This is a genomic window from Pedobacter sp. UBA4863, from assembly GCF_002399615.1.
GTDB lineage: Bacteria > Bacteroidota > Bacteroidia > Sphingobacteriales > Sphingobacteriaceae > Pedobacter.
Genome location: NZ_DHDZ01000059.1, coordinates 84,947 through 109,882, shown reverse-complemented (window position 1 = coordinate 109,882; position 24,936 = coordinate 84,947). Strand labels below are relative to the sequence as shown.

Genomic DNA, 24,936 nt, shown 5'->3' with positions numbered 1-24,936 from the left:
TTAATGGTTAGAGCAAATCGTAAGTCGAAAATCTAATATCGTAAATCCAATTAAAATTCCATCAAATACGCTTTTAAAAACTCATTGATATCTCCATTCAGCACCGCATCGGGATTTGAAGTTTGATAATTGGTCCTATGGTCTTTCACACGTCTATCATCCAACACGTAACTTCTAATTTGCGATCCCCATTCAATTTTTTTCTTGCTTCCCTCTATCGCTGCCGTGGCTTCCATACGTTTACGCATTTCAATTTCGTACAATTGCGATTTTAATAAACGGATAGCATTTTCTTTATTCTGTAATTGCGAACGTGATTCTTGGTTTTTAATGATAATACCCGATGGTTTGTGGTATAAACGCACTGCAGTTTCCACCTTATTTACGTTCTGTCCTCCAGCACCACCAGCCCTAAATGTCTCAAATTCTATATCCGCAGGGTTAACCTCAATATTTATGGTATCATCTACCAAAGGATAAACATATACCGAGGCAAAAGAAGTATGGCGCCGGGCATTAGAATCGAACGGTGAAATACGTACCAGACGATGCACACCATTTTCGCCTTTCAAATAACCATAAGCAAACTCGCCGCTAATTTCTAAAGTTACCGTTTTTACACCAGCTACCTCTCCTTCCTGATAGTCTTGCTCACTTACTTTGTAGCCATTTTTCTCGGCCCACATAAGGTACATGCGCATTAGCATGCTTGCCCAATCGCAGCTTTCGGTACCACCAGCACCAGCAGTAATTTGCAAAACAGCATTTAATTGGTCTTCTTTACTGTTCAGCATATTTTTCAGCTCCAATTCTTCTACTGCCTTCAAGGCCCGTTTAAACTGTTCTTCCACCTCTTCTTCGGTAGCATCGCCAGTTTGCTGAAAATCATAAAGCACCGCCGTATCTTCGTAAGCTGTATTAGCTTGTGAGAAACCATCTGTCCATTTCTTTTTAGTGCTTATTTCGGCCAATATTTGCTCGGCTCGTTTAGGGTTATCCCAGAAATTTGGATCGAGGGTAATTTTTTCTTGTTCACTTATTTGGTATAAAAGCTCATCAACGTCAAAGATACCCCCTCAGAGAAGCTAATCTATCTCTTAAATCCTGCAACTGTTCTTTAGTCATAAGGGCAAATATAGCAAAGTTGCTTATTAAATTATTGGAAGTTTGTAACGTTGAAATGTTTTTGAAAAGCAGTTGTAGCGGTTCTTTGGCTCCGTCAGTTCTGCTATTCACCTTACTTTTTCCGTAAGTTTACCATCAAAGCAAGGTTCGGCAAGTTTCTTTTTGCTTAGTTTAAGAAAAACCTAGAGCTATGTATTATAAACTTTGTTGACAACACAAAACCATTGCCAACAAAGCATTGAAAATATTAAAACAAACCCTTCAATTTGTCGAGCAAACCGCCACCAACACCATTTTTACCTTTTCCACCGCCTAGCATATCTGTAATATCGTTCAAATCAAATTTACCGTCGGCGCCACCTGCTAGTTTCCCAAGAATATCTTGCAGGTCAAACGAACTGTCTTTCGGGTCGGCGGCTTTGTTAAAGAACTTTGCCATAATCATAGGAATTAACGAAGCGCCTATGCTTTTGGCCGTATCCATGTTTATGCCCAATGCGCCTAACTTGCCCGCAAAATTATCAGAAACTTCGTTTACTACTCCGCCAGCATTGCCTTGACTTAGTGAGCCAATTAAGTCTGTAATATTGCCACCACCTATTTGGTTTTTCAGTGCATCTACAATAGAACCAGATGCAGCCTGAATTACCTGTTCATTCTGTTCGTTAGGAATGTCGGGGTTATTAATTACCAGTTCCTGAGCATTATCTCTAATTAATTTTTCTAAATTTTCTAGCATAATCAGTCTTTAATTGAACAACAAGATAAGGAAAACTTTATTGCTAATTTTGAGTAGGTAAAATAATTTTCTCCACTTAGTTGCTCAGCGCTACTTTAAGCCGCTTATTTATTAGCATTTAACCTACAGATTTGTATTTTTACCAAATACTAAAAATACCATTCTATGTTGCCAAAAATTAATTTCACGACTACCAAAGCCTATCAATACTTAGCCGATCACTATATCAACATTAACCAGACCGACATTAAATCGCTGTTTGCAGCAGATCCAGAGCGCTTTAGCAAATTTTCAATCTTATTGGAAGCTATTCTTTTCGATTATTCGAAGAACAGAATTAACGATGAGACGATGGCTTTACTTATTCAACTAGCCAAAGAATGTAAATTAGACGAAGCCATTAAGGCAATGTTTAATGGCGAAAAAATAAACGAAACCGAAGGTAGAGAAGTATTGCACATTGCGCTGCGCAACCAAAGCAATACGCCAATTTTTGCAGATGGCAAAGATGTAATGCCCGAGGTAAATGCCGTTTTGGCCAAGATGGAAAAATTTAGCCATGCAATTATTTCTGGAACATGGAGAGGCTATACAGGCAAAGAAATTACCGATGTAGTTAATATTGGCATTGGGGGTTCTGATTTAGGGCCAGTAATGGTTACCGAAGCTTTAAAGCATTACAAAACAAGGTTAAATCTACATTTTGTATCTAACGTAGATGGCACGCACATTGCCGAAATTTTAAAAACCGTAAACCCAGAAACCACGTTATTTTTGGTTGCTTCTAAAACCTTTACTACACAAGAAACCATGAGCAATGCCAATACGGCAAGGAACTGGTTTTTAGCGCAAGGCGCTAAAGAGTCAGATATTGCGAAGCATTTCGCGGCTTTATCTACCAATGCGAAAGATGTTGCTGCCTTTGGTATCGATACCGAAAATATGTTCGAGTTTTGGGATTGGGTTGGCGGCCGTTACTCTTTGTGGAGCGCCATTGGCTTATCTATCTCATTAGGCATAGGTTTCGATAATTTTAAACAGTTATTGGCGGGTGCCCATGCCACCGACAAACATTTTGCAGAGACTCCTTTTGAACAAAATGTTCCGGTAATTTTAGCGATGTTAGGTGTGTGGTACATTAATTTCTTTGGTGCCGAGACGCAGGCTATTTTGCCTTACGACCAATACTTGCATCGTTTTGCAGCTTATTTCCAACAGGGAGATATGGAAAGCAATGGAAAATACGTTGACCGCAACGGCGATATTGTGATGTACGAAACCGGACCGGTAATTTGGGGCGAACCAGGAACTAATGGCCAACATGCTTTTTACCAATTAATTCACCAGGGCACAAAATTAATTCCTTCAGATTTTATTGCTCCGGCACAAAGCTTAAACCCCATTGGCGAGCATCATCCTATTTTATTATCGAACTTTTTTGCGCAAACCGAAGCTTTAATGAACGGCAAAGACGAAGAAGAAGTAGTTGCCGAATTAACCAAAGCAGGAAAAACACGCGAACAAATTGAAAAATTAGCACCGTTTAAAGTGTTCGAAGGAAATCGTCCAACCAACTCTATTTTATTAAAGAAAGTTACACCTTACAGTTTAGGCAGCCTAATTGCCGTGTACGAACACAAAATTTTTGTGCAAGGTATTATCTGGAATATCTTTAGTTTCGATCAATGGGGCGTTGAACTTGGAAAGCAATTGGCCCAAAAGATACAGCCAGAGCTGAAAGACAATTCATCAATAACATCGCATGATTCATCTACCAACGGATTGATTAACCAGTATAAGAGTTGGAGGTAAAATTAATCCGTCATGGACTGGATCGTACGAAATGGGAAAATCTAACTCAATTGACAGCATTGTGCTAGATTTAACTCCGTTGATTTTCAATTCTCCTATCGTTGAAAACGACGGATAACTTTTAAACTTTTATGGATTTTGGATGTTTTTATCATCATAGCTATAAATTGATAAATAGTAACATTATGAATAAGTTAAAAACATTATATGTAATGGCATTTGCCTTAATTTCTATTAGTGCAACTGCCCAAACCGATAAAGCTACTACCACCAAAATTGTAGCAGCAAAAACATACACTTTTGTGGCCAGAAGTGCGAGCCCATTAAACAGCTCCGACATTAGTAAGGTAATGAGTAAAATGCCAGGCGGTACGGGTAGCGGCACCATTAACCTTAACGAAACCTATTATGAGGTAAAAGTAAGTCCAGATAGTGTAGTTGCTTACCTTCCTTACTTTGGCAGATCATTTTCGGCGCCAATTGGTCAAAATGAAGGAGGTGTAAAATTCAACTCTAAAAAATTTGAATACAAAAGCACCAAAGGGAAAAAACGTGGATGGGATGTTATAATAGAACCGAAAGACGTTAATGAAAACTATCGTTTGGTGCTTAACATTGGCGATGGAGGCTATGCCACTTTGTCTTTAAATAGCAATGTTAAACAAAGCATTACCTATCAAGGTTATTTAAAGGAAAACGAATAGCGCTTTCTGTCTTTTACATCTCTCCCTTTGGGGGAGAGAATATTACGGCATTGGCTGGTGATAACACCAGCCAAACCTACTACCTAATTCGTTGTTGGTGAAAGCACCTACAAGAGGCAAAGTGTGCTTCTAGTTCTCGCCCAACTTAATCTCAAAAAGATTTGGCCACTTCTTGCCGGTTACGAATAAACGTTTGCCCACTGCATCATAAGCGATACCATTTAACACGTTATTGCCAATCTCGTATTCATCTTTAAAAAAATTTTTGGGAACCAGCTTAGTAAGATCTACTTGAGCCTCTACAATTCCTGTTTTGAGATCAATAATTACAATCTTATTTGTGCCATAAACATTGGCGTATAGCTTACCGCCAATATACTCTAATTCATTCAATTGATTAACTGGCCCCTGGTTATCATAAACTTCCACAAAACCTTCTTCTTGATATGTTTTGGCATTCATAAACCAAATGCGGTTACTGCCATCGCTACGTAGCAATTGCTTACCATCATAAGTTAAGCCCCAACCCTCTCTACTGCTTTGGTAAGGGAATGTCGCAATTTCTTCCAATGTGTTAGCATCGTACACTAAACCTACATTTTCTTGCCAAGTAAGTACAATTATCTTGTTGCCAATTTTCACCGAACCTTCGCCAAAATATTCGGGTTTTAGTGGTACACCTTGTGTAGCTTTACCCGTTTGCAACTGCACATACTTTAAGTACGACAATCCTTTTCTGCCGGTACTTTCTAGTAATTTTCCGTCAACAAAACTTAAACCTTGGGTATAGGAAGAAGTATCGTGCGGAAAAGTATTTACCAAGCTATATTTTAGCTTTAGCGGTTTTTTATCGGTAGTGAGAATAATGTTATTGGTAACCGTATCAATTTTATCGCCACTTTTTACAATTGCGGTAAGCATTCTATACCCCAAAGGGAGGTTTTGCGTGTCTAAGGTTACAAACTCTTTATTCGTTTTTTCTGCAAACTGTTTTCCGTCTATTAAATAACTGATATTTTGTATTTCGGTTTTCTCCGGAATGTCCAGTTCTATTCTCACAGGTTTTCCGTTATGAAAGCTCTCGCCCTGTAAAGGGCTTTTAAAGGCGATATAACTAGCTACTTTATTATTACAAGCAAATTGAAATAGGGCAACTAGTACAATTAATAACGAAAATATTTTACGCATAGGGCCAAAAAGCATCTTCTATATGATTAATTTTAAATTGATTATCTTTAGTTATTAGCACTGCCACAATATCAAACCTTATTTCTCCTTTATGTTCCATAATTTCGATATAAGCTTGTGCCGCCAATTCTAGCTGGCGTTGTTTGGCTTCGCTTACAAAGTCTTCGGGCATACCAAAAGCCACTGAACTACGTGTTTTAACTTCGATAAAGATAATAGTATTTGATTTAAGCGCAACAATATCTACCTCGGCTTTGCCGAAAAACCAGTTTTCTTCCAAAATCTCGTAGCCTTTTTGTACCAGAAATTGTACTGCTGCTTTCTCGCCAGCCTTGCCTATATCGTTGTGAACCGCCATAACAAGTTAAATTAGAAAGTTAAAAAGCGCTTAACAGAAAAAGCGGCCACTTAAATTTAGGGCATTATTCGTTAATTACTATACCAAAATGCGAAGAAATGGTCATTTCTACTCTTTTCATTAAAGAAAATTGATTTAAAAGAATCTCCAGATTGGACTCGTCTTTTTCCGTTTTCAACTGCTCCTGAACCTCTTTCTTCATTCGATTTATCTTTTTCCTTTTAAGATGAAAAATACTATCTAAAACTGTTTTCTTTAAGTGCTGCGCTTCTTGCTTTACATAGATACCGTGTTTTTTTTCCCAGTTTGGACTTAACTCGTACTGAGAAGACGATAGGCTTATGGCCAAATCGGCTATTTCTTTATCATCGTTATGAAAAAAGCTGTTTGCGGTAGGCAAATATCCCTTTTCTATACTATTCCAATATAGTTTTACTACCCTATCAAACAAACCGTTCTTAAACACTACATCGGCCAAATTTTGTATAATAAAAGTGCCAACGTACATATTTTCAATACCTTCCCAATAAACCAGCTCATTCCCATAAGTGATGAGCACCCTTAAAACTTCTAACTCTTGCTCCCGATCTTCTTCTGCTATGGGAATTTCTCTAATGGGTTCATCATCGGCGAACAAGTCATCGGGCGGCATATCCATAGATGCCTGGCTAACCAGCTTAGCTGTAGATGTTTTTTTATGCTTAGCTACTTTAATAGCATTAAGTTCGATAAGCAGTACACGCTCTTCTATCTCGAGCAAGTGGCTACATTCTTTAATAAATACCGAAGCCTTAATATTATCTGGAATTTTAGCGATACTCTCTACAATATCTCTAATAATCCCCGCTTTCTTAATGGGGTCTTTTCCGGCTTCGGCCAGTAAAATATTGGCTTTATAAAGGATAAAATCTTGTCGCTGCTCTTCAATATAGGTTTTAAAAGCTCCTGCACCTACTTTGTGCATGTAAGAATCGGGATCATCGCCATTTGGAAAAGAAACCACTTTTACGTTTAGTCCCTCTTCCAAAATCATATCTAAGCCACGCAACGAGGCCTTTATGCCCGCAGCATCGCCATCGTATAAAATGGTAACGTTTTGGGTAAAGCGAGCAATTAGCCTTATTTGCTCTATGGTTAATGATGTTCCCGAAGAGGCCACCACGTTTTCGATATAAGCTTGTTGTACCGCCAATACATCGGCGTAGCCTTCTACCAAATAACAGTTATCATTATCTCTAATGGCTTTTTTGGCCTGAAACAAACCATATAGCACGTTAGATTTGTGGTAAATATCGCTCTCTGGCGAATTAACGTATTTGGGTACATTTTTATCTGTCTTTAATGTACGCCCCCCAAAACCAATTACCCTGCCCGTAAAGTTATGAATGGGGAACATTACCCGTCCGCGAAACCTATCGTACAATTTCCCCTTCTCATTGCGAATGGAGAGCCCTGTTTTTTCCAAATACTCTTCGGTATGCTGGTTTTTAAGGGCTTCTTGTGTGAGCGCATCCCAAACATCGGGCGAATAGCCTAAGTTAAATTTCTTGATAATGTCTTCCCTAAAACCGCGTTCCTTAAAATAGCTTAGGCCAATTGCTTTACCATCATCGCTATTCCACAATTGGTCTTCGAAAAAATTAGCCGCAAATTGCGAAACGATGTAAAGACTTTCTCTGGCACTATTAAGCTCAATATTCTCTTTACTTTCTACCGTTTCCTCAACCTCAATATTGTATTTATTGGCCAAAAATTTCAGTGCTTCTGGGTAGCTGTACTTTTCGTGGTCCATTACAAAGCGAACCGAATCGCCTGCTACGCCACAACCAAAGCACTTATAAATACCCTTACTTACCGAAACGTGAAATGAAGGTGTTTTTTCGCCGTGAAAGGGGCAGTTACCAATTAAGCTAGAACCACGTTTTTTAAGGTGCACAAAATCTCCAACAACTTCCTCAATTCGGGCCGTTTCCTTAATTTTCTCTATGGTTTCCGCTGTAATCATACCCCTAAATCCCGCAAAATGGGACTTCAAATTTAGCAATAAATAATTCGATTAAGCCATTTCCCTCTTTAGCGGCCAGCGGTTTATTTGATAAAAGGCAACATTTGCTCGGCAACAAACTGATTCCCTTTATCATTTAAGTGAACCCTGTCTCTCGTTAAAATATCTTTTTCTAAATCTTGGGGATTATTCTTCTCTTCGTAAGCTTGAAATGCTTTTCTTAAATCGCATAGCGGAAGGTTATTTTTTGCAGCCAACGCTCTAATTCCTTCGGCATATTTATCCAATTCGGTATCCAGCTCGTTACCTCCTGCTTTTTTCTCGCCAATTACCGATGGGGTACAAAGCACTACTTTACTTCCGGCAGCCTGTATTTTGTTAATCAAGGCTTGATAAAACTTTAGATATTTCGGATAATCTGTACCTGTTTTAGCGGTTTGTTTGTGCCAAACATCATTAATACCCACATAAATAAATACTAAGTCTGGTTTTTTTGCCAACACATCATCCTCTAACCTTAAATAAAGATCATAAACTTTATTACCGCCAATGCCCGCTCCTATTAATTCAAATCTATTACTGTCAACCTGCTTTTTAAGCACACTGATGTAACCATTTTTACTTACACCGCCCTGTGTAATAGAGTCTCCAAAAAATACCACACGCTTACGATTTGATTTCATAGCCGTTAACAAAAAAACAACACCAATAACAATACACAGTTTTAAAGTAGTTTTCATTTTCTTCTAAATTTTAAGGGCTAATTTAATTGTTTAAGCTTAAATATCAACATCGTTAATTATTTTCTATCTTTGATTGATAATACTTAATATACTGATGAAATTACTGGTTAAACCTTCATTTACCATCTTCCTATTATTTTTTCTTGTTGGCACAGGCTATGCTCAAAGCAAAAAACAAACAAGTTATAATACGATTGTTATTGCCGAAGGGCAGCGCTTTAGTGGAAAAATTACGGCTATTAACGAGACCGAGTTAATAGTAGAGGACAAAAAAGCGGTTTCGAAACGTATAGGTTATGAAAAAATAAGCAGTATTAAAGTTTTTAAACGCCACTCTGATGTTGGTTATGCCATAATTACGGGCGCTTTAGCTGCGGGAACCATTGTAGCCGGACAGGCTGGCAATGATGGCAATATGGCTATGCTAGTAGGAGTTGGCGGAACGATTGCCGTAGTTAGTTTAAGTATGATTTTGCATAATGTGATACATGGCCCAGAAGTTAAAATGAAGGCCAGCAAAGAAAAAATTAATTATAAAACCGTATCAGAGAAACTGAATAAATACGCTGCCGATCCTACCGAAACGAAGCTTTAAACTACTTCCCTTTCCCCAAGCGGTAATCTTTGTGTAGCACCAAAAAGCTAGCTCTTTCTTCTTTTTTAAACGGATAGTCCCAATTGCCTTGATAGGTAATTTTTGTAGGCAGCTTTACCTCGTCAAAATAGCTCATCTCTATGTTCATCTGCACATCAAAATCGAAAAGCATATTGCTGTATTTCATATCCACATAACGCCCTAAAATTTCGAAGTTGCGTTTATCAAAAATAGTGACCAGTTCTTTTATCATGATTCCATCTTTGGTCCATTTAGATAAATCTGGCTTAACCGAAACCTTAAACCTATACACAGGAATAGAATCTAAATAAGTACCACTATGGAAAGCGTAATCGTAGTACTGGCGCATATTTGCTGTAAATATTTCGGTTTTACTGCCAATAAAAGGTACTCCTTTTATTGGTCGCCCCGGGTTAAATATTAAGGTTTTTAATTTATCCTTGTAACCTTCATTCCCTGTTTTTTTACCCTTGCCGGTAGTTGGAGCAGCGTGGGGTATAAAATCGGTATTATAGGCATTCATAAAAATGTAATCGAACATTTCTACCGTATAGAGCTGGTATTTTCCATTCTTTTTGTAAACCTTGCCATTATCCTCTTTCACTAGATATTCCATTTTATACGGGCCATCATTATTATGGCGTATTTTACGGTAAATCTTTCCATCAACCTGATTTTTTTTATCGTAAGTAAACACACGGTTTTCGGCAATGAAGGTGTATTTTTTCATATTCCTAAATGCCTGATAAAAACTGGTGTCGTTAATGATGGCATCGATAAACGTTTCGATACTTAACCGCTTAGCTTTAATGTTTACCACAGAATCGAGTGTAATTGTCTTAATCGTATCGGGATTAAAACGAGGTATTTGTTGTGCTTTTGCCGCAACAAAAAATAACATACAAGCTATAAAGCAATAAATTCTTTTCATATATAATTAACCACAAAGGCACGAAGAACCCTAAGACAAATTTTTGGGTGCTTACTTAATTCTGAGCAATGACCACGCCAAACTTAAATTTTAAAAGCCTTCCCTTTGGAAGATTTAGGGTGACTTAATTACCTAATTGTTTCAATGCAATGTAAGCCATTAATCCTGTCGAGTTTTTTAACGCATCTTCATCTATATCAAAATTAGGGGTATGCACAGAATGTTTGGTATCTTTCTCTGTATTGCCTGTACCTAAACGATAAAAACAAGCGTTAGTTACTTGCGAATAGTAAGCAAAATCTTCGGCTGCCATCCAAATATCTAAATCAACAACATTTTCCTTCCCTAAATAGTCTTCGGCAAAAGTACGTGCATTGGCCGTCAGCTTTTCTTCGTTAATTAAGAAAGGATAGCCCCTATGAATATCAAAATGGCAGCTTCCGCCCATGCTATCGGCAATACCTTCGGCCATTTTTTTCATTAAACGATGAGCTTCGTTTCTCCAATCTTCATCCAATGTCCTAAAAGTTCCTGCTAACTTTACTTCGTTAGGGATAATGTTGGTTGCCCCATTGGCCATTACTTTTCCAAACGAAAGCACCGATGGTAAACGCGGATCGGCTTTGCGGCTAACAATTTGCTGCAAGGCTACAATAATGTGTGCAGTAATTACTACCGGATCAATGTTTTGATGTGGCTGCGCTCCGTGGCCACCTTTACCGGTAACCGTTACGTACAGCTCATCGGTAGAGGCCATATAAATTCCCGAACGGAAACCTACTTTACCCGCATCCATCATGGGTAAAACATGTTGGCCAACCATTGCCTGTGGTTTCGGGTTTTCCAACACCCCTTCCTTGATCATGATACTGGCACCGCCGGGCAATAACTCTTCTGCAGGTTGAAACACCAACTTTATCGTTCCGGCGAAATCATCCTTTAATTGGTTAAGGATATAGGCCGTACCCAACAATGAAGAAGTATGCACATCATGTCCGCAAGCATGCATTACACCTTCGTTTTTAGATTTGTAAGGCTTATCATTAGCTTCAGTAATTGGCAAAGCATCCATATCGGCACGCAAGGCGATAACTTGGTCTGAAGGTTTACTGCCTGTAATTAAACCTACCACGCCCGTATTGGCCATTTCTGTAAATGGAATGCCCCAAGCTTTTAGTTTATCTTTAACGTATTTTGACGTTTCGTACTCGTGAAAAGACAGTTCTGGATTAGCATGTATATGTTGGCGAAAACCTACTACTTCATTAAATATTTGAGCAGATAGTTCTTGTATTTTTTGTTTCATCGTTTTTTAGTTTTTTGGATGGTTAGTTGGTTTGTTTTTTGGTTTAGCGTGCTTCTCGGTTAACCGATTAAACAGCTTCAACAATTAACCAACTAATTTTATTGCTCTAAAATTGGTGCATTTATCTTCTCTCTAAAAATAAACAGCGTTGGATAGCTTGGCCGTAATTCGTTAAGAAACTTCTGAGCTTCTAGCCTTGTCCTATAATCACCAACTCGCAGATAGTAATTGGGCTCTTTATAAGTGATATAGGTATTTAATTTAGGATAACTTGATTTAAATTGTGCTTGCTGCGAAAAAACCTCTCGCCTATCAGAACCGTAATAAATTTGCACCCTGTAGCCCATTGAAGACACCATAGCATTACTTGTAGGATTAGTGGTGGTTGGTCTTGCCTTATTCAATTCAATTCGTTTTGCAATAAGGCTGTCTATCAACGGGTCTTTTACTACAACAACATCGCCTTTGGTTTGGGCAAAAACTTGACTGCAAAACAAAAAGGAAACTAAGACCAATGGTATTTTCATTTCGTATTAAAATTGTTTCCCCTAAAAATGAATGGGATAAATACAAAAATCGACATTATTGATGGGCAATACAAATGTTTTATAACACAAAAAAAGTCTTCAGTAGCAAAACTGAAGACTTTCTAGTTGATTAAGTTTTAAAAAGTGCCCGCTTAGAAATCGTAATACAAGTTCCTAAAACTGGTCTTTAACCCAAAAGTAACCATGGCCGTTTTATGGCTCACCAAACTATTTTTTTCTTGTCTAAGCACCCCGCCTAGCTCTAACCTTAAATTATATTTTGGATTTAGCAAATAAGCCACTTTTCCTTGCAACATATAAAGCTCTGTTAAAATACCTTGGCCAACATGGCTGCCATATTGTACAGAACGCGTATTATAGCTCTTAAAAATATCTTTACCGTAATTTGCCCCTGCGGGATCTAAGCCGTAAGCCGAGTATAAAGCTTGCCCTTGAAAATCGAATTTCTTAACGCTATAATTTAACAAGCCTAAAAACTCTCTAAAGTTGGCCCCATACGGGTGCGCTAGTGGCTCACTGTAATTGGAATAGTTAGAAAGCCGGTCAAAGTGCGCATAAGTATAAGGTCGGGCAGTATTAAACTCGGCCAAATAGTTCAATTTAGCTATGCTGAACAAATCGGCTCCTCTAAGTCCTAGCTGAATGGCCCATTTATTTGCCCAATAGCCATCGCCTTTAAAAAACTCTTTGGCAGTAAATTCGTCGAACATAAACTGTCCGTACAACGCTGTTTTTTTCAATAGCTCGTATTTTACATTTAGTCCTAGGCGCATTTTATCTGGCGAGGTGGTATTTGTATTTTCTACTGGCCTAGTAAAAATAAAAGGATGGATGTAATTAAAATCGAAACCCCGTTTCCCTTCTACCTCGGCATCGGCCCAAGTTACCGCTTGGAAGAAACCTACCGATAGTCTATTCGTTGCATTCCAATCTAAATAATGTGCAGCCATCCATTTCCCTCTATCGCCTAGTCTTCTATCATTGGTTAATTTAGGTGCGCCAGGATCTAACATATAAGCATAAATGGTTTGGTATTGTAAGCTCCCTAAACTTGCCCTCATTCTAAAAAACGAGTAATTAGATGATACATCTGATAGGAGTACCGAACGATAACCATCGCCTACAAAGTTTTTATCGTAACCCAAGGCAAAGTTCAAATATTTATTAGGCGTATAAGAAAGCAAGGCGGTTACATAGGCCCAATCTTGTTGCTCAGTACTTAGCTTACCATAACCTTGCCCAGGCACAACTTGGTTAGCCACTATATAATCATTCACATAAGTTGCAAATTTGCCCTGATTTTCTAAACCATTTAAATAGAATGAAAATTGCTCCCCAACATTGCCTCCTACCTGAAAACCACGAGTATTTAACCACGTACTTCTATCAGATTTAAAATCTTTACCAATCTGAAAATCAGCAAGAAAGTCAGCAAAGATATTATATTCATCAGTTTTAAACTGAATTAAATGTTCTTGAAACAACTTGCGATGAACCCAGCTTCTCCTATTCAGTGTGTCGGTACCATAATTCATTAAAGAATCATAAGCAGATTTCAACTTCATATCATCTGCATAAAATCCCCTAATTGAAGAATGGAATTTAGTTTTGGTATCGTAAACTGATCTATTTAGCTTTTGATAGAGTTGATAATCGTGTAAGATATTTTGATTTGCAGTGTTATTTTCCTGCGCTTTTGCACTAAAAACAAAAAAGGCCATTAAACTGGCCATTATAGTATACTTCTTCATTAATTTTTTAGTCATTAATTGCTCCGTCTAACTCTTCGAAAACGGAATTTTTACTTTTGAACTCGACTACTAACTTCTTCATTCCTATCACTACCTGCCTGTCATCATTTATGTTTGCATAATTGATCAAGGAGTAAATTTGGCGCTCCACATCATCAAAAACATACTCTCTCACTCTGCCTATCATAATTTGTTCATGATGGGTAGGTAAAGTATTTTCATTATCATTCAAAAGCTCTTCGAACAGTTTTTCGCCAGGTCGCAAGCCAGAATATTGAATTTTAATATCTTGATTTGGGATTAATCCTGCCAAGCGGATCATTTTTTTAGCCAACTCTACAATTTTTACCGATTTCCCCATATCAAATACGAAAATCTCTCCGCCTTTGCCCATACAGCCAGCTTCTAAAACTAAACGGCATGCTTCTGGGATAGTCATGAAATATCTGGTAATTTCGGGGTGTGTTACCGTAACAGGGCCACCTTTTTCTATCTGCTGTTTAAAGCGAGGGATAACCGAACCGTTTGAGCCCAATACATTTCCAAATCTAGTCGTAATAAATTTAGTAATGGGCTTAACATCCAAATCATTGATATAGCTTAATCCATTGCTAAACACAAAGTCTTTTTGTGTTAACGAATTACTAAGTGATTGTACATAAATCTCCGCAATTCGTTTAGAAGCCCCCATAATATTGGTCGGGTTTACGGCCTTATCGGTAGAAACCATTACAAATTTTTGTACCCCGTACCTCACCGAAAGATCTGCGATCATTTTAGTGCCCTGCACATTATTCTTGATGGCCTCGCAAGGGTTATCCTCCATTAATGGCACATGCTTATAAGCTGCGGCATGGTAAACGTAATGCGGTTTATACATCTCGAACAAATGCACCATACGCTTTTCATCTTTTACATCGCCAATAAACGCATGAAAATTATTGTTTTTGTGGTTTTCTTCCAGCTCAAGATAGATGTCATGTAATGCTGTTTCAGATTGATCGCAAAGGATAATCAACCCTACCTCAAAATTCATTAGCTGACGCACAATTTCGCTACCAATAGAGCCAGCAGCACCCGTGATTAATATTCTCTTGTCTTTCAACTGGTTCTGCAAGCCCTGCACATCAATCTCTATAGGTTTGCGGTTCAACAGATCTTCAATGTTTATGGTCTGGATTTGCGACTTGTTGAGCTTACCGCCTTCCCAAGCATCTGCAGGTGGTATATTTAACACCATTACATCATGCTCCAAGCATACATCTACAATTCTATTTTTACGCTCTAAGGGAATGGTGTATGAGGCAAAAATCACCTCGTCAACCTCATGATCCATAATTAATTTTTCTAAGTGCTGCGCACTCAAAATTTTAACCCCATCAATGGCTTTACCTACCTTACGTTCATCATCATCTACAAAAGCCATAATGGTTTTATTTACCTTTCCATCATGGTCAAAAGTTCTTTTGGTAGCCAAACCAGCTTCGCCTGCCCCATATACAATTACTTTACGCTTGTCTAGGTTTAGGTTTTTAATGTACATGAAAAAATATTTGATCAATACCCTATAGGAAATTAATAGAAGGAAAGAAGTAAGTAGGTTGACAATTAAAACGGTATTAGAGATATAGGGAGCATGCCCAAAAGCGGTAATCGCAAAATTCAGCAATGCAAACAGACCATTACTAATGATTACGGAAAAGAGTATCCTGAATGTATCTTGTGCACTGGTATAACGGATGATACCTGCATAGGTTTTTACATTAAAAAAAACAATGGTATTTATGGTGGCAGCAATAAGAATATTCCTACTAAACTCTACCAGATCTATTGCCGATAACTCTAAATTTAGTTTTACGGTATAGGCTATAGTTAGCGATATGGCACAAATGCCTAAATCGAGAAGGAAGATGATCCAACGAGGGACGATATTTATTTTACCAAACAAAGCAGCTAATTTTAACTAAGGTACAATAATATTTATATTCCATCAAAATTATTACATTAGTACTTGTAGGACATTAATAGCTGCTGCTTTCCCTCGAGTTTAAAACGTAAGAGGAGATAAATGGAAATGAACGCTAAAAATAAATACATAGAATAATTCATCATATCATGATTTAGTGATATCAATGCAACGTTCAGCAATAGTTGTGCCGCTATATATAAAGAAGACACCAGAAGATGGGAATATCCTAGCTGGTTACACAAATATTGATAGAAATGACTACGATGGGCGACAAAAATATTCTCTCCTCTTATTTTTCTAAATAATACAGTAAATGCAGTATCTGTTCCATAAACCAAAAGCAATAAAATATAAGACAAATTTTGTGTGGTTATAATCAGTTGTCCTATAAGAAATAGTATAATAAAGGCCATGCCAACACTTCCAACATCTCCGGCAAAACATTTAGCTTTTTTTCTAAAGTTGAAAAAATTGAATACTACTAAAGATAAGCCAACTACAATTAAAAGCTCTGGAGAAGTGAAAGCTACCAGTTTTTCATTAATATAATATAAAGTACCTATAGTAAGCAAACTATAGCCGCCAGTAATGCCGTTAATACCATCCATAAAATTATAGGCATTGATAGTAGCGATGGCAAAGATCAAAGCGATGAGTATGCAATACCAATTTAAACTGAACAAATTCCATTGAAAAAAAAGCAACAATACTGAACTTAAATGTATGCCTAAGCGCACTTTATTGTTTAGCGTTAAGATATCGTCTAAGAAGCTAACGATTGATATGGAAAACAAACCAATTACGAAATAAGGATAAGGAAAGTTGTTTATCATCGCATATACCAAAACTGATATTGGGAATATAATACCGCCGCCTCGAATGGTGATACTTGTATGTGAACTACGATGGTTGGGCTTATCGATGATATTGAATCGGTCGGCCAGTTTGAAATAGATGAGTTCTAAAATTACAAAAAGAACAAAATATAGAAGTAGAATTGAATTTTGCATTAAGTCCTGAAAATAAAATTGTTATGGAAGCATAGATTAGTACTCCCGTAGTACTCTATCCCTACTTAAACTTTACTTGTGACCTAGGGATAAGGTAGCAATAGCTATAGCTTAAAAGAGTCCAAAACTGAACGAGGCGACCAAGCCAATATAGACCTCGCTTTATCATCATTAAATGTTAAATCAGAAGTGATTTTTTCAAGCTTTTTCGAGTTTAATGGAAATTGCGGAACCAAATCCCCTATTTTCGCCAAAGTCTTAGCAAAACCGACTGGCATATTGAGTATGGGTTTTTTATTTAACTGGTTTGAAATATGTGCCGATAATTCGTTGAAACTAGGATGGGTACCATCAGTAAGGTTATATATACCGCCCACTTGGGCTACCTTCGTAATGATAGCGGCAACATCATCAGCCATCACCATACTTTTCCTCGCCTTTCCACCTCCTACGTTAAAATAATAGCCATTTCTGATTCCTTTAATCATAGCTCCCAAATTGCCTGGTGGATTAGGACCGACTAAAAGCGGTAATCTTAAAATACCACAAATGACATTGTTTTCAAGACACCAATCTTCAACAATTTTTTCCGCTTGAATTTTACTATGCCCATAAGCATCTATTGCAGCCAAAGCTTGGTTTTCATCTATACCTATGCCGCTTTCGGCACCATACACTGACACTGAACTAATAAAAATAAAGGCTTTTGGCAAAGAATAAGCTTGTTCTATTCCCTTTAGAAGATTTTCTGTACCTTTTACATTTACATCGTAGAATTCCTGTTTCTCGGCGTCTGTATTTGGAACGGAATGAGCTTTTCCTGCAGCATGTACAACTAAATCTACTGGCAAAACGTTTGGAATCTGAGTAGATAAATCACAAATTATATCTGAATTACTTCGACCCATCGAGATTATATCGCCATTTTTAAAATATTTAGTAATTTCTTTACCTAGGAAGCCGCTTCCACCTGTTAAAAGCATTTTCATAGACCTAGTCTCTTTTTTATCGCATTAACTTCGTGAACAGTAAAATAGTATGCGCTTTTTAACCAGTTAAACTTTAGTTTATTTCTATAAATACGCCAAGTATAACCAACGGCGGTAAACTTTTTAGAAGACAATGATGAGGAATGCACCCGATAGAACATCAACTTATGATTTAAACCTTTTGCAAGTGCATTTGTTTTAAGCATTTTTAGCCAAAACAGATAATCTTCATGCCCAATTTTATCGAAATAAACTATGTCTACTAACCTAGCATCAAACATTGAGGTCGACATTGCAATCACATTACCGTTCAACAGCTTCTGATAAGTAACATGGTCAGGCACTCTGTTTACTGATCCGATTATAGAACCATTAGCATTTATCCTATAATATTGAGTGAAAGATATAGCCGAATTATTGTCTTGCATAAAAGCACATTGCAGTTCTAACTTCTTTTCATGCCAAACATCATCAGAATCGAGAAACGAGATATAATCAAAACGAGCATTTTTCATTCCTAGATTTCTAGATTCTGCAACGCCCATATTTTGACTGTTTATAATTAATTTAATACGAGTATCTATTTTACAAAACTCTTCTATTATACTTCTTGAATAATCTGTTGAATAATCATCAATAATTATCAATTCCCATTCTTTATAGGTTTGCTTTAACACAGATTCGATAGCCTTTCTTATAAACCTTTCTGAATTATAAGATGGCATAATTACAGAAACCTCTCTCTTATGCACTGTTAACAGTCTTACAAAGTTCTAAATATAGATTATAATAATTTCTAGCCATAACTTCGTCGGTGTATCTATTGGTGTACTTTATGTATGCCTTTTCAATTCTTTCTTGTATAAGAAATTTGTCTTTATATTTCAAAATTTGCTTACAAAAATCATCCACATCATCTAGCTTGAACTTTGGCACCTCATCATCTTCAAAAAGTTCGATAAAAGTAGGTATATCACTAGTGAGACAGAAAGTTCTAGAAGATACAGCTTCTATAAGAGCTAGAGGTAGTCCCTCGCTCCTAGATGGCATTACATACATATCATAAAATCTAAAAAAAGAGCCTATATTCTTTCTGAAGCCTATAAACAAAATTCTGTTTTGCACATTTAATTCTTGTGCTAATCTTTTCAAACTTTCAACTTCCGGCCCATCCCCTACAATAACAAAACAATAATCTTTAAGGGTCACTAGACCTTTTACTACTGTATCTAACCCTTTTATTTTGGACACAACTGCATGTGTGCCTATCACATAGGAAAATTTACTAACAAAGGCTTCCATTAGTTTGACATCCTCTTCAGACATTAAATCGTTCTGCAAGGGGCCTTTTCCATTATTGACAACTTCTATTCTCGATTTAATTTTATCAAGATAATAAGTCTTAGCTACCTCGGTGAGTACTACTACAGCGTGTTGAGAATTTAGAAGCGAAAGCCACATCTTGGTATATAAAAAAGCTAAAAATGAAGAAAATTGATTTTTGAAATCTTCATAAATAAAGCTATGAATGGTGGTAACAAATCTGGAATTAGAACCGAAACGCCATTTGTTTAACCAAACATACACATTCGGTCTTATACCACTGGAATGAACAATATCGTAATTATTTAAAGCAATTGACCCTGAAAAAAAATCTATTTTATGTGTCTTATGAGGGAAATGCAACGACACTTCGTTATCAAAAAAATAAATATCGATCTCGATATTACTATTTAATTGCTTTAGCTTAGGAATTAAATCCTTAAATAGAGTTATAGAACTTTTATTATCAAGTCTGGGCAACAAATACGCGATTTTCATTCAGGGCTATGATTTAATTTTAACTATTAGTTACCAGCTCCTTGCTTACCTTGTTAGTGTGTAGGAGATAGAAAAAACCAAATATTACATAATAACTCCACGCAGTCCATATGATAGAGTTATTTACTAGGCTAACAATAAAAATTGTCAGCAAAAACAGATTTAAATTAAAAGCATTACGATAATAATTACGGACAATAATAGCCATATAAGAGAAAAATATTAATGAAAATACAAAGCCAAAGTTTACAGGCAAAAGAGTAAAAACGTTATCGCTTACATCGTTTCCTCCTTGGGTTAATGCTGAACCTGGAGCTCCTATAAAATACCTAACTAAATTTTCATTAATAATAGACCAAAAGTAATCTAGCCTCTCCCACCTCCCCGACGATATGTCGTCGGCTTCCAATCTATTAGAAAAAGCAGTGTATAACAGTCCTAAATTTGAAAGATAACTCTCATACATAAAAAATAATACAACAATAGATAATATTGTTACCAAACTTATTTTCCTCACTACACTTCCTGAGCTTATATTTTTAAAAACATAATAAGATAGTCCGAATAAAAGTATTAAAGCCCCTCCTTTTGAAACTGTTGGCATAACGGCAACAATAGCGACGATTGAAATTATTATAAATCTCGACAATGACATCCTCCAGTTAGACAAAACTAGGATTAGATAAATAGTAGATGTAAAGACTGCTTGCACATTAGCGCCTCCCATTATTCCACCAAATCTGCCAAATGCTACATAGTCATCTGCCAATACATCCACATGTTCTATAAATGGAAGTCCAGAAATATAAAAAACTGAATTTACAGCATGAATGGCTAGTATAATAAATAAAAAAAAGGAAACTTTAACATTTCTTAGGTTATCAAAATTTATTCTTTCAAATAGCATTAGCACTAACGGCACAAAAAAAACATATCTATTCGTACCAATTAAGTTTATCAGATTCTCATTATAATATAATGAGCGTAATAGCACAATGATTAAAAACAACCCAACTAATATTACATATAGGAACTTATGCAGCGCATTTATTTTTCTTAAATTTTTAAAGAAAACAAATGCTAGAAGCGAATAAGGAAGTATTGTAACAAAAAAAGAAAGACCTAAAAACTTAATTTTTAAAAAAAAATCTAAAATAGCCGCAATACCAAAATAAAAACAGAGATAAATAACAACTTTTTGTCCAAATATTATTTCCTTATTGCCTTTATCTTGTTTTTCAAGCATTACTTCTAAACTTTGCTATTAGATTTTTCAAATAGAACTTAAAGAGTTCTCTATAAATCACATAAATATAGCTTGAGACTTTAACGTCCCGAAACCCAAATTTTAAGGTGTATTTAACCAAAGCATGAATTGTCTTGATGTGAGACAAATGAGCATCCTTGTTGTACGCAGAATTACTGTTAACTCGATATTTTATTAAAGGATCTTCAATATATACTAATGAGTATCCATTTTTGACTAAAGTTAACCAAAGGTAAAAATCTTCACATGCAGTTAGCGTAGGGTCTTCATCAAAACTAATAACATCTGAATAAGAAATCAAGGTACTCGAAAGTGCGATTTGGTTTCTTTTAATGAGTTGATTAATATTCCGGATTGACTTACGATTTGATATTTGTTGTTTCGTGTCACTACCAAACAAGATTACTTCTGTATAGATTATTTGTTTAGCCTTTTCATTTGCTTTAAATACCTCAATCTGTTTCTCTAATTTATTAGGTAGCCAAATATCGTCATCATCGCAAAAGGCAATAAAATCTCCACTTCGTTTTGTAAGCCCATAATTTCTATTAGCAGCAATTATACCTTCATTATTATTCTGGTAGGCTTTAATTTTTGAACTGTTAAAGCTCTCTATATGGCTAAAAAAATCGTAGTCTGAAAAATTGTCGACGACTATTAGTTCAAAGTCTTGAAAAGTTTGATTTAGAATAGAACTTAAAGTTTCGGCTAAAAGTTCTCTACGATTATAAGTTGTTACAATTACACTTATTAGTGGCATTATTCATCTTTTTAAGCATTATTTTTCTCTAGAAAACTGAATAGATCATGTATTCCTTGCTCCAAATCCCATTTTGGTTTAAATCCTATACTACGAATCAAACTATTATCGATCGAGTAATTATGGACAACAGTATTCATTTTTTTCTCAGCTTTTATGATGTCTAATTCAATATGATAACGACTTTTAAATATCTTTTTTATTGTCTTAGCTATGTCTAAAATTGAAATAGTTATTCCTGAGCTGAGATTATAAGTTAGACTATCATCTGAGGTTTCAATTATTTTCTGAATTCCTTGGCAAACATCCCATCCATGTATGAAATCGCGTAAAGGAGAGCCATCAGATTGCAGAACTATTTTTTTTTCAAGATATGCCATCTGACACAAGTTATTAACGGCCAACCACCAGCAATTATTCTCTTCAAAAACAGGTGAACCATAGCTATTTGAAAGGCGTACATTATGGCAACGAAGAGCTGTTGTGTTATTGAAATAATTACAAATTATTTCCCCTATCTGGTGTGTTAAGCCATAAGGGCTTTGTGTATCTGGTTTTTGGCTTTCATTAATTTTTCCATTTAGCTTAGCGCCGTATACTTGTGCCGTAGAAAGATAAATGAATTTTTTTAGTCCTTGTTTTGAAAAAACATCTAGCAAAGTCCATACTGGGGTTATATTTACAGCGCTAACTAAAGTAGGTGAATTATTGGATTGATTATGATCTAAAGAAACCAGATGAATTACAATTTCATATTTATCTTCTGCTAGCTCTTCCAAAAAGCTTTCATCTCTTACATCTCCAACTACGATGCGTTCCATTTTGGAAACCCAATCTTGGTCTGACGGTATTTTAGAGTGACAAAGCGACGTCACCGCATATCCTTCTGCTGCTAAGTGAAGACAGAGCCGACCACCTATATAGCCGCTACCGCCCGTAACAAGAACTCTTTTCTTCACCATTTATATGCAATCTCTGTCAAGTCACTCTTTCTTTCAACCTCATTTGGATCATGTTCTAAATCGGCTAAGTTTAACAACAAATTAAATTCTTCGCCAATTCCTTTAAAAGCAACCCATAGACCTGGAGGAATAGTAATTCTCTGGTAATTATTTTCGCCTAAAACAACATCAAAAAAGCATTCTTTCGTAACGCTGTTTTCCCGACGATCATAAATTACAAAGCGAATTTCTCCAACTGGAACTACAAAATTTAAGGTCATCTTCAGATGTCTTTTCCATGGTTTTGCGTCTCCGAAATTTATTGTAGAAAAATAAGCTTCTCCAAAATCTACATATCCAGGATCTGATTTTTTCATGCCATGTAACACATCACCCATAGGATGATATATTCTTTTTAATGGACTTAATAGAACCCCTTCTATTGTTGTTACTTTGTCCATTGTATCTCATCCATTGTGGCCAAATCTTCATATCTCTTTATCTGAGATGTTGTATAAGAGAACATTTCGCCTTTTTTCTTATAGAACTCGAAGTACCAATCACTCGTAAACTGGATTAAATTTTTGTAATCAAGCGTCGGTTTCCACTGAAAATAAAACAAAGCTTTATCACAATTTAACTTCAATAATCCAGCTTCATAGAACTTGATGTCTCCAGTTACAGTGTAAGCGTCTTTCGAATTTTCGAAATTCCAACGTGTACTCATATCCTCTAACAACTCTTGAACTGTATGATTATATTCGGGTTTTGGTCCAAAATTAAAGCTTTCTCCATTCAAGGAGTGATCTTTAAATAGTCTTTCTCCTAATTGCAGATATCCGCTAAGTGGCTCTAAAACATGTTGCCAAGGTCGGGTCGCTCTTGGACTTCTAATCTCTACTATTTTACCTTCACTCCACGAACGCATACAATCTGGAACAATTCTATCTAAAGCCCAATCTCCTCCCCCAATAACATTTCCGGCTCTCGCCGATGCTATTTGAACTGTTCCTTTTTCATTTTTAAAAAATGAGTGAAAGTAGGATTTAAAAATCAGCTCGGCGGCTCCTTTACTTCCGCTATAAACATCTTTTCCTCCTAAAGCATCTGTCTCCTTGTAACCATAAATCCATTCAACATTATCATAACATTTATCACTTGTAATAATAATTGCAGTACAGGGTTTTTGGTAGTTACGTAAACATTCCAAAATATTGGTTGTTCCCATCACATTGGTGGAAATTGTATCAACAGGTTCTTTATATGAAAGAGAAACAATTGGCTGGGCCGCTAAATGAAAAACAAAATGGGGCTCTATTTTTTCGATTATATTTTTTACGGCACTTAGATCTCTAACATCAGCAAAATAATGAATCATCTTTTCCTCGAGCTTTAACTCTTCAAACATTGATGGCTGAGTTACTATTTCATTCGATATCCCGTAAACATCTGCTCCTAATGATATTAGCCACGTACTCAACCAGGCACCTTTAAACCCTGTATTTCCTGTAACTAAAACTCTTTTATTACGATATATATCTCCAAACACTATCTTTTCTACCATTTTACCCAAGGTGCTTCATTATTATTATACAATTCATTTAATAGGGAGTATTCTCTAGATGTATCCATTGGTTGCCAAAAGCCATCGTGTTCAAAGACTTTTAGTTCACCTAATTCCACTAATTTTTTCATAGGTTCTTGCTCTAAAACCAAGTCCTCAGCATCACTTAAGATGTCTAAAAATTCTCTGTTACAAACAAAATATCCTCCATTAATTCGCCCGCCGCTTGCTTGGGGTTTTTCGTTAAAACCAATTATGGTCGAACCATCGTCTGAGATGCCTAATTCGCCGAAACGGCCTGGTGGGCGCACTCCTGTAAGAGTTACCATCTTCCCATGTGATTTATGAAAGGTTACCAAAGCGTCAATGTCGATATCGCCAACGCCATCGCCATATGTAAGCAGAAAGTAAGGATCGTTACCTATGTATTTTTTGATACGGCGTACTCTAGCTCCTGTCATCGCTTTAATTCCTGTTTCGGCAAGAGTAATTTCCCAACCATCTTCGTCATGGCTTGTCTCTGAAATTACCTGTTCAGATTTCTTACCTAATTTTATGGTAACATCTGCACTCCTAAGCTCGTAATTAATAAAAAAATCTTTAATAACTTCGCTTTTATATCCCATACATAAGATAAAATCTGTATACCCATAAACTGCATAAGTTTTCATAATATGCCAAATTATCGGCTTGCCTCCAATTGGTATCATTGGTTTAGGAATATCATCCGCAACATCGCGAATTCTTGTACCATATCCTCCACATAATATTACTGCCTTCATAGTTTTT

At 36.4% G+C, this 24,936-nt stretch carries 24 protein-coding genes; 3 read left to right on the top strand and 21 right to left on the bottom strand.

The window, feature by feature from the left end:
* Positions 1-50 precede the first annotated feature (50 nt).
* Positions 51-1,125, bottom strand: a protein-coding gene (gene prfB, locus B3I52_RS15240; RefSeq protein WP_293302897.1) for a peptide chain release factor 2 whose coding sequence is annotated in 2 segments (ribosomal slippage) — positions 51-1,064 and positions 1,066-1,125 — 1,074 coding nt in all. Because the reading frame shifts where the segments join, the coding sequence is not laid out codon by codon here.
* A 247-nt stretch (positions 1,126-1,372) separates the two neighbouring features.
* Positions 1,373-1,864: a DUF937 domain-containing protein gene (locus B3I52_RS15235; protein WP_293302895.1), complete on the bottom strand. Its 492-nt coding sequence runs from the start codon at positions 1,862-1,864 to the stop codon at positions 1,373-1,375.
* 165 nt (positions 1,865-2,029) lie between these two features.
* Here B3I52_RS15235 and pgi point away from each other — a divergent pair, with 165 nt between their 5' ends.
* Both pgi and B3I52_RS15225 read left to right on the top strand, forming a co-directional pair.
* Positions 2,030-3,676, top strand: a complete 1,647-nt coding sequence (gene pgi, locus B3I52_RS15230; protein WP_293302894.1) for a glucose-6-phosphate isomerase — start codon at positions 2,030-2,032, stop codon at positions 3,674-3,676.
* 185 nt (positions 3,677-3,861) lie between these two features.
* Positions 3,862-4,380: a DUF4251 domain-containing protein gene (locus tag B3I52_RS15225; protein WP_293302892.1), complete on the top strand. Its 519-nt coding sequence runs from the start codon at positions 3,862-3,864 to the stop codon at positions 4,378-4,380.
* A 129-nt stretch (positions 4,381-4,509) separates the two neighbouring features.
* Here B3I52_RS15225 and B3I52_RS15220 read toward each other — a convergent pair whose 3' ends face one another.
* The 4 genes from B3I52_RS15220 to B3I52_RS15205 all read right to left on the bottom strand — a co-directional run bounded on the left by B3I52_RS15220 (position 4,510) and on the right by B3I52_RS15205 (position 8,671).
* Positions 4,510-5,568 (bottom strand): glutaminyl-peptide cyclotransferase, encoded by a 1,059-nt coding sequence (locus B3I52_RS15220; RefSeq protein WP_293302890.1) that lies wholly within the window; start codon positions 5,566-5,568, stop codon positions 4,510-4,512.
* Positions 5,561-5,926, bottom strand: a complete 366-nt coding sequence (locus B3I52_RS15215; RefSeq protein ID WP_293302887.1) for a YraN family protein — start codon at positions 5,924-5,926, stop codon at positions 5,561-5,563. The genes B3I52_RS15220 and B3I52_RS15215 overlap by 8 nt, the downstream gene beginning before the upstream one ends.
* Before the next feature lie 64 nt (positions 5,927-5,990).
* Positions 5,991-7,931, bottom strand: a complete 1,941-nt coding sequence (gene dnaG / locus B3I52_RS15210; protein ID WP_293302884.1) for a DNA primase — start codon at positions 7,929-7,931, stop codon at positions 5,991-5,993.
* A gap of 83 nt (positions 7,932-8,014) precedes the next feature.
* Positions 8,015-8,671, bottom strand: a complete 657-nt coding sequence (locus B3I52_RS15205; RefSeq protein ID WP_293302881.1) for an SGNH/GDSL hydrolase family protein — start codon at positions 8,669-8,671, stop codon at positions 8,015-8,017.
* 97 nt (positions 8,672-8,768) lie between these two features.
* Between B3I52_RS15205 and B3I52_RS15200 the strand changes: the two genes are divergently transcribed.
* Positions 8,769-9,269 (top strand): hypothetical protein, encoded by a 501-nt coding sequence (locus B3I52_RS15200; RefSeq protein ID WP_293302879.1) that lies wholly within the window; start codon positions 8,769-8,771, stop codon positions 9,267-9,269.
* 1 nt (position 9,270) lies between these two features.
* On the opposite strand, the gene B3I52_RS15195 is transcribed toward B3I52_RS15200, so the two are convergent.
* The 15 genes from B3I52_RS15195 to rfbF form a co-directional block, all read right to left on the bottom strand.
* Entirely contained in the window at positions 9,271-10,221 is a 951-nt protein-coding gene (locus tag B3I52_RS15195) for a hypothetical protein (protein ID WP_293302876.1), read from the bottom strand.
* Positions 10,222-10,345: 124 nt separating this feature from the next.
* Entirely contained in the window at positions 10,346-11,527 is a 1,182-nt protein-coding gene (locus B3I52_RS15190) for a M20 metallopeptidase family protein (RefSeq protein WP_293302874.1), read from the bottom strand.
* A 98-nt stretch (positions 11,528-11,625) separates the two neighbouring features.
* Positions 11,626-12,054 (bottom strand): SPOR domain-containing protein, encoded by a 429-nt coding sequence (locus B3I52_RS15185; protein ID WP_293302871.1) that lies wholly within the window; start codon positions 12,052-12,054, stop codon positions 11,626-11,628.
* Between the two features lie 152 nt (positions 12,055-12,206).
* Positions 12,207-13,826, bottom strand: coding sequence for a gliding motility protein RemB (locus B3I52_RS15180; protein WP_293302868.1), 1,620 nt, complete (start codon positions 13,824-13,826; stop codon positions 12,207-12,209).
* A 7-nt stretch (positions 13,827-13,833) separates the two neighbouring features.
* On the bottom strand, positions 13,834-15,774 hold the full coding sequence (locus B3I52_RS15175) for a polysaccharide biosynthesis protein (protein WP_293302866.1): 1,941 nt from the start codon (positions 15,772-15,774) through the stop codon (positions 13,834-13,836).
* 56 nt (positions 15,775-15,830) lie between these two features.
* Positions 15,831-16,805 (bottom strand): MraY family glycosyltransferase, encoded by a 975-nt coding sequence (locus B3I52_RS15170; protein ID WP_293302863.1) that lies wholly within the window; start codon positions 16,803-16,805, stop codon positions 15,831-15,833.
* Positions 16,806-16,909: 104 nt separating this feature from the next.
* Positions 16,910-17,794, bottom strand: coding sequence for an NAD-dependent epimerase/dehydratase family protein (locus B3I52_RS15165; protein WP_293302861.1), 885 nt, complete (start codon positions 17,792-17,794; stop codon positions 16,910-16,912).
* Positions 17,791-18,546: a glycosyltransferase family 2 protein gene (locus tag B3I52_RS15160; RefSeq protein ID WP_293302859.1), complete on the bottom strand. Its 756-nt coding sequence runs from the start codon at positions 18,544-18,546 to the stop codon at positions 17,791-17,793. The genes B3I52_RS15165 and B3I52_RS15160 overlap by 4 nt, the downstream gene beginning before the upstream one ends.
* Positions 18,539-19,615, bottom strand: a complete 1,077-nt coding sequence (locus tag B3I52_RS15155) for a glycosyltransferase family 4 protein (RefSeq protein ID WP_293302857.1) — start codon at positions 19,613-19,615, stop codon at positions 18,539-18,541. The genes B3I52_RS15160 and B3I52_RS15155 overlap by 8 nt, the downstream gene beginning before the upstream one ends.
* A gap of 19 nt (positions 19,616-19,634) precedes the next feature.
* Entirely contained in the window at positions 19,635-20,861 is a 1,227-nt protein-coding gene (locus B3I52_RS15150) for a hypothetical protein (RefSeq protein WP_293302855.1), read from the bottom strand.
* Positions 20,854-21,642: a glycosyltransferase family 2 protein gene (locus B3I52_RS15145; RefSeq protein ID WP_293302854.1), complete on the bottom strand. Its 789-nt coding sequence runs from the start codon at positions 21,640-21,642 to the stop codon at positions 20,854-20,856. The genes B3I52_RS15150 and B3I52_RS15145 overlap by 8 nt, the downstream gene beginning before the upstream one ends.
* An 11-nt stretch (positions 21,643-21,653) precedes the next feature.
* Positions 21,654-22,604: an NAD-dependent epimerase/dehydratase family protein gene (locus B3I52_RS15140; protein WP_293302851.1), complete on the bottom strand. Its 951-nt coding sequence runs from the start codon at positions 22,602-22,604 to the stop codon at positions 21,654-21,656.
* Positions 22,598-23,044 (bottom strand): dTDP-4-dehydrorhamnose 3,5-epimerase, encoded by a 447-nt coding sequence (locus tag B3I52_RS15135; RefSeq protein ID WP_293302848.1) that lies wholly within the window; start codon positions 23,042-23,044, stop codon positions 22,598-22,600. Before B3I52_RS15135 ends, B3I52_RS15140 begins: the two co-directional genes overlap by 7 nt.
* Positions 23,032-24,147 carry a CDP-glucose 4,6-dehydratase gene (gene rfbG / locus B3I52_RS15130; protein WP_293302846.1) on the bottom strand — a complete coding sequence of 372 codons (1,116 nt, stop codon included), beginning with the start codon at positions 24,145-24,147 and terminating at the stop codon, positions 23,032-23,034. The genes B3I52_RS15135 and rfbG overlap by 13 nt, the downstream gene beginning before the upstream one ends.
* On the bottom strand, positions 24,141-24,929 hold the full coding sequence (rfbF, locus tag B3I52_RS15125) for a glucose-1-phosphate cytidylyltransferase (protein ID WP_293302843.1): 789 nt from the start codon (positions 24,927-24,929) through the stop codon (positions 24,141-24,143). The genes rfbG and rfbF overlap by 7 nt, the downstream gene beginning before the upstream one ends.
* Between the last annotated feature and the right edge of the window lie 7 nt (positions 24,930-24,936).